The 5,749-nt window shown below is 65.9% G+C and carries 2 protein-coding genes and 3 pseudogenes; 1 reads left to right on the top strand and 4 read right to left on the bottom strand.

The window, feature by feature from the left end; genetic code table 11:
* Nucleotides 1-98 precede the first annotated feature (98 nt).
* Nucleotides 99-469: pseudogene (locus RHBS_RS23270) on the top strand (Rv2175c family DNA-binding protein).
* Here RHBS_RS23270 and RHBS_RS23265 read toward each other — a convergent pair.
* From RHBS_RS23265 to RHBS_RS23250, 4 genes and pseudogenes are all read right to left on the bottom strand, one after another.
* Nucleotides 466-1,431 (bottom strand): phytoene/squalene synthase family protein, encoded by a 966-nt coding sequence (locus RHBS_RS23265; protein WP_121872348.1) that lies wholly within the window; start codon nucleotides 1,429-1,431, stop codon nucleotides 466-468. The pseudogene RHBS_RS23270 and the gene RHBS_RS23265 sit on opposite strands and share 4 nt — an antisense overlap.
* An 11-nt stretch (nucleotides 1,432-1,442) precedes the next feature.
* Complete coding sequence (locus RHBS_RS23260) at nucleotides 1,443-3,086, bottom strand: alpha-(1->6)-mannopyranosyltransferase A (protein WP_183130130.1); 1,644 nt, start codon at nucleotides 3,084-3,086, stop codon at nucleotides 1,443-1,445.
* A gap of 157 nt (nucleotides 3,087-3,243) precedes the next feature.
* Nucleotides 3,244-4,828: pseudogene (gene crtI / locus RHBS_RS23255) on the bottom strand (phytoene desaturase family protein).
* A gap of 11 nt (nucleotides 4,829-4,839) precedes the next feature.
* A pseudogene (locus RHBS_RS23250) lies at nucleotides 4,840-5,749 on the bottom strand (polyprenyl synthetase family protein); the annotation flags it as partial.

Raw genomic sequence — 5,749 nt, 5'->3', positions numbered from 1 at the left:
AGCCTGCGGAACGACCCGGCGGCAGGAGTGGAGCCTGCGGAACGACCCGGCTGTCACGCTTTTGAAGTCTGAGCGTCGGACCCGTTAACGTTACCTGCGTGAGTGCCATTCCCTATGCCGACGACGTGCTCGATCCGTCGGAGTCTGTGCTGCAGTTCGCCGATGTCGCGAAGATCCTCGACATCCCCAAGACCCGCGTCGAACAGCTCGTTCGAGATCGCCAGTTGCTCGCCCTGAAGCGTTCGCGCGTGCCCGTCGTGCCGGAGCAGTTCCTGGATACGAGCAAGGCACCATCGTCAAGGGGCTGCCCGGCCTGCTGGCCGTGCTGCACGACGGAGGGTACGAGGACGAGGAGATCCTGCGGTGGCTGTTCACCGAGGACGAGAGCCTGCCCGGTGCACCCGTCGCCGCTCTGCACGGCGACCTGATGCGCGAAGTGATCAGGCGCGCACAGGCGATGGCCTTCTAGCGAACCGTCGCGCGCTTCCAGCCGGTGACGGCGAACTGCGGAAGCGCGACGCGCGCTCGGGTCCACTGCGGCACCGTCGCCCGCTGGGAGAGCACCCGGTAACCCTGTGACTCGACCTCTGCGAGTATGCGGCCGTACAGGATCGACGCCGTGCGCATCGACGGTCGCACTCGCGGATCCAGCATCTCGATGCCTGCATCGGACGTGCGGTAGATCGAGCGGGTGACGGCGATCAGGTGTGCGAGGGCGCGGGTGACCCGGGCGTCGACGTTCCCCGTGGTGCGGCACCACCGGAGTAGTTCTTCGTCGACGCCGAACGCCGCGAGTTCGTCGGTGGGCAGATAGATGCGGTCGCGGTCGAGGTCCTCACCCATGTCGCGGATGAAGTTGGTGAGCTGGAACGCCTCGCCCAGGGCTGCGGCGGGGGGCTCGGCCTCGGACCGCTCGACGACCGTTCCCAGGATCGGCAACATCTGCAGTCCGATCACCGCAGCGGAGCCGTACATGTACTCGCGCAACTGCTCCATCGTGCGGTAGCGCGAGACGAACATCGGGCTCCCCGGAATGTCCATGCGCATCGAGTACATGAACGCGAAGAAATAGTCGTGCGGAATGTCGTAGCGCGCCACGGTGTCGCACAATGCGCTCAATACCTGATCGGACACGCTGTCGGACAATGGTTTTCCCGCCAAGGCGTCGCGCACCCGGGATTCGATCACGTCGAGTTCGACGATGCGACGGGCGTTGAGCTCGTCCGATCCCACGGCGATGTCGGTGCCCTCGAGGTCGACGATGTCGTCGACCATCCTGGCGAACCCGTACAGCGCGTGCACGCCGGCGCGCTTGTCGGTGGGGAGCAGGCGAGTGGCGAGGAAGTACGTCTTGCCGTGCTGAGCGTTGAGTTCACGACAGATGCGGTAAGCCTCGTGCAGCTCCGGATCGATACCGTCCAGTTCTCTCATCACGTGGGCCTTCATGACGTGGATTCGTCTCCGGTCGGTTCCGTTGCTGGGGTCTTGGGTGCGTTCGGCACGGCACGGTGTTCCCTGGATCGGTCCGATCGTAAACGCAGCGGATCGACGCGCGTCAGAGCCAGAGCTGCGACGACCGCGGCGAAGATCGCCAGTGCGACGTGTCCGAACGTGTACAGGCCGATCGATCCGTCGGGTTGGAAGACGAGCATGAGCCACGTCGACAGCCCCGTCAAAATCATCAGGGTCGTGCGCGAGAGTGCGAAGCCTGCGGCGATCGCCAGTGGCCACGAGTAGTACCAGGGCAGGGCTGCGGGGGAGAGGACGACGGTGGCGACCAGGGCGATCAGGATGCCCTTGACCGCATCGCGTTCGGATCTGCGGCCCAACCACCAGGCCGCCGCAAGAACGACCACCAGTGCGATCGCGCACAGCAGACGGGTGACATCCAGAACGGGTCCGAGGCGAAGATCGAGGAACCACGAGGTGCTGACGGTCACCAGGTGCGCCAGGATCGTGGGCAGCGAGAGCCAATTGATGATCTTGGCCGATCCGGAAAGCGCCGTCAGCCAACCGATTCCGACTCCGGCGATCACCGATGCCACGACGAACACGGCGACGAAGACGGCGGCACCGATACCTGCGGTCTTGATGAATGCGAGGCCGGGCGACATCGGCGTCCGACCCTCCGCCCGCGCCTTCTCGCGCAGATGGAGCATCCAGATCCACACCAGGAAAGGCAGCGCCAGGCCTGCTGTGGCCTTGATCGCCACCGCGATCGCAACCAGTGCAATGCCGCCCACGTGTCGATGTTCGAGCGTCAGCACGATCCCCGCGGTCATCAGGCCCACCATGAGCAACTCGTTGTGCACTCCGCCGATCAGGTGGATCAGAACCAGAGGGTTGAGTACGGCGAGCCACACCGCGGTGGTCGCTCGGCCGCCGAGGTGCTTCGCCAGCCGCGGAACCGCCCACATCATCAGGGCCAGACCGGGCAACATCGTCAGGCGCAGCAGCATGGTTCCGGCGATGACGTTGTCACCGGTGAGGCTGGTGATTCCGCGAGCGAGCAGTAGGAACAACGGACCGTACGGCGCAGTGGTCGTGGTCCACACATTGCTGACGTTGTCGAGTAGAACTCCCGGATTGGCAACGGGGCCAACGGCATACGGGTCGAATCCGTCGCGGAGCAGAGCGCCCTGCGCCAGGTAGGAGTACGCGTCGCGGCTGAACATCGGCACCGACAGCAGCAGTGGTGCGGTCCATGCCGGGACGATCCAGCGCAGTTCGCCAACCGTGGTGCGGCCGTGCAGGGTCGCGCGTCCGAGCCGAACCCAGGCGGTGATCATCAGCAGTACGCCGACCCAGACGATGATGGTCGAGAGTACGAATCCGTGGCCGAATCGCAGCCACGACAAGTGCATCTCCTCGAGCAACGGATCGCGTCGGCGCACGCTGCCCGCACCGAATCCGCCGAACACGATGCAGACGGCACCGACCACACCGAGCAGTGCGGCCTTGCCCTCGGGACTGCGCAGGAAATTGCCCGTTGCGGTCAGTCTCGACGGTCGTCGCGAAGCCGAGGACGGGGGGTCGCCGTCCGACGATCGATCCTCGGAGGTGGAGTGCGACGAGATCGAAGACATTGCCGCCTGCTCCTCCTCTGCAACGAGTTGTGGGTCGAGATCTGTACGCCGGCCGCTGGTTCACGCCGATCACCGAACGATCATGGTCGCAGCAATGAGCGCGACCGGCAAACGATCGCGCTCAGCTTAGTTGGTCGACGCAGTGAATCGAACGAACCTACCGTCCCGTGCGCCCCGTCACCCGCTCTGCGGCGAGCTTTCCCGACACCAGAACCGTGGGAACGCCCACTCCGGGCGTCGTGCCCGAGCCGGCAAGAACCACGTTGTCGAGCCCGGCGACCATGTTCTTGCGTCGGAACGGCCCGGTCTGCCGAAACACGTGGGCGGACGAGAACGGAGAACCCTCGATCATGCCCTTGCGTGCCCAGGTCTCGGGTGTGTCGATGTGGTCGAGAGTGAATCCGTCGAGCAGGCCCTTGTATCCGCGAGCCTCCAGAGTCGTCAGGATTTCACGGAGGTACGGCTGCGCCAGCTCGTTCCACGGCAGTGGAGCGCTGTCGAGATTGGGGCACGGTGCGAGGATGGACACCGGCTCGCTGCGGACTCCGCCGCGCACCACTTCGAGATCGGGATCGCTCACCGACGGTCGGGTGATCAGCAGGGACGGATCGGCCATCAAGGACCCCTTGCCCGATCGTGCGGTGATGCGGCGGAAGGTCTCGGCCCATTCGTCGCCGAAGTCGATGGTGTGGTGCGCGCGAGCGGGCCACGTCTCCGTCAGCTCTACGGGAACGGTTCCGTGCGCGACGACCGCCGACGGCGAGACGACGCCGTAACCGTTGCGTCGGCCCTTCTTCGATACCGACGCCCGGTCGAGGAGTCGATCGACGACGGGCAGGTCTGCGGTGAGAACGAGTGCGTCGCAGGCGATTCGGCTGCCGGCTGCAGTGATCACGGAGTCGGTACGACCTCGATCGACGGTGATGTCGACGATCTCGGTGCCGAGTTCGAGCGTGCCGCCTGCGGTGACGAACGCGTCGGCCATCGCCCTGGCGATGGCCGCCATGCCGCCTTCGGGGAAGAACACCCCGAGGGAGGTGTCCATGTGCGCGATGGCTCCGTAGACCGCGAGGGCCTTCTGGGGTGCCATGCCTGCGTAGAGCGCCTGGAACGTGAACACGCGGCGTAGGCGGGTGTCCTTCAGGAACTTGTCGACGCGTGGCCCGAGGCGGCCGAAGCCGCCCAGTTTCGTCAGCGTCGCGGTGTCGGAGATCGCGGCTTTCGATCCCACGAGATCGAGCGGTGAATCGAAGTTCGAGTCGATGAAGCGGTCGAACTCGGCGTCGAATATGTCGGCGAGCCAACGCCGCAGTTCGCGATATCCCTGCGCCTCGGCTGGACCGCAGGTGCGCTCGACCTCGGCCGCCATCGCCTCGGGATCGGAGTAGACGTCGATGGACGTGCCGTCGGCGTAGCGCGTGTGATAGGACGGCGACAGCGTGGTCAGCCGAATCGGCGGCGTGGTCGACTCGAAGTCGGCACCCACGGCGGCGAGCGCCTCGAGCACCAGGTTCGGCATCGTCAGCACGCTTGCGCCGTTGTCGATGTCGTACAGGTGCGATCCGTCGGCGTCCGATACCGGGTACACCCCCGACGCGGCCGCCCACGGTCGCGTCGCGCTCGACGATGGTGACTTTCCTGCCTGCTCCCAGCAGATGCAGACCGGCGGCCAGGCCGGCCAATCCGGCTCCCACGACGACGACGCAGTCGGTGGTGCCGGAGACCGTGCGGATCGAAGACATGACGCTCTCTTTCAGTACTGCCGTTGGATGGCGGCGGTTGCCATGGCGCGCAGGTGCGCGGCAGCGACCGGTTCGATCGAACTGTTGTCGAGGGCTGCGACGGCCCGGGTCCCGAGCTCGTCGATCTGCTTCTCGACCGCGTCCACCGCGCCGAGTTCGACGAGGATGGAACGAATGTCGGCCACTTCGTTCGCGTCGAGTTCGGTTCCGAGACTGGCCCTGATCGTGGCTGCGCGATCCGGCCGGGTCTCGTCTGCTTTCTGCAGTGCCAGCGCGATCAGCACGGTGCGTTTGCCCTCGGTGATGTCGTCGCCCGACGGTTTGCCGGTCACCTCGGGATCGCCGAACACTCCGAGGAGGTCGTCGCGCAGTTGGAACGCGATTCCGATGTCTGCACCGAAGTTGCGGTAGGCCGAGATCAGGTTCTCGTCGGCATCGGCGAGGACTGCGCCCAGATGCAGCGGCCGCTCGACGGTGTAGGCAGCGGTCTTGTAGCGGTTCACGCGCATTGCAGCGGCGACACTTTCGTCGGTACCGGCCTCGGCTTCGATGTCGAGCAACTGGCCACCGAGAACCTCCGTGCGCATAGCCGACCACACCGGCTGGACTCGCCGCGCGGCATCGGCGTCGATGCCCGACTCACGCAGTAGATCGTCGGCCCAACACAGAGCGAGATCGCCGACGAGGATCGCTGCCGATTCACCGAAATGGTCCGCGCAGCCGGACCAGCCCGCCTCGCGGTGCCGCTGAGCGAAGCGACGTGCACGGTCGGGAAACCGCGTCGTGTGCTGGACGAGTCGATGATGTCGTCGTGAATCAGGGCGCAGGCCTGGATCAGTTCGAGCGCCGAGCACGCCCGCAGCACTGCCTCCGCGCGGGCACCGGTGGATTCCCCGCCTGCGCCGAGCCACGCGGTCCAGA

The sequence above is a fragment of the Rhodococcus sp. BS-15 genome, assembly GCF_000813105.1.
Lineage (GTDB): Bacteria > Actinomycetota > Actinomycetes > Mycobacteriales > Mycobacteriaceae > Rhodococcoides.
The sequence above is the reverse complement of the archived record's forward strand: the minus strand, read 5'-3'. Positions and strand labels throughout refer to the sequence as shown.

Bases quoted from the DNA above. Each gene is read 5' to 3' on its own strand.
- RHBS_RS23260 (WP_183130130.1), bottom strand. From the start codon at position 3,086: ATGTCTTCGATCTCGTCGCACTCCACCTCCGAGGATCGATCGTCGGAC.
- RHBS_RS23265 (WP_121872348.1), bottom strand. From the start codon at position 1,431: ATGAGAGAACTGGACGGTATCGATCCGGAGCTGCACGAGGCTTACCGC.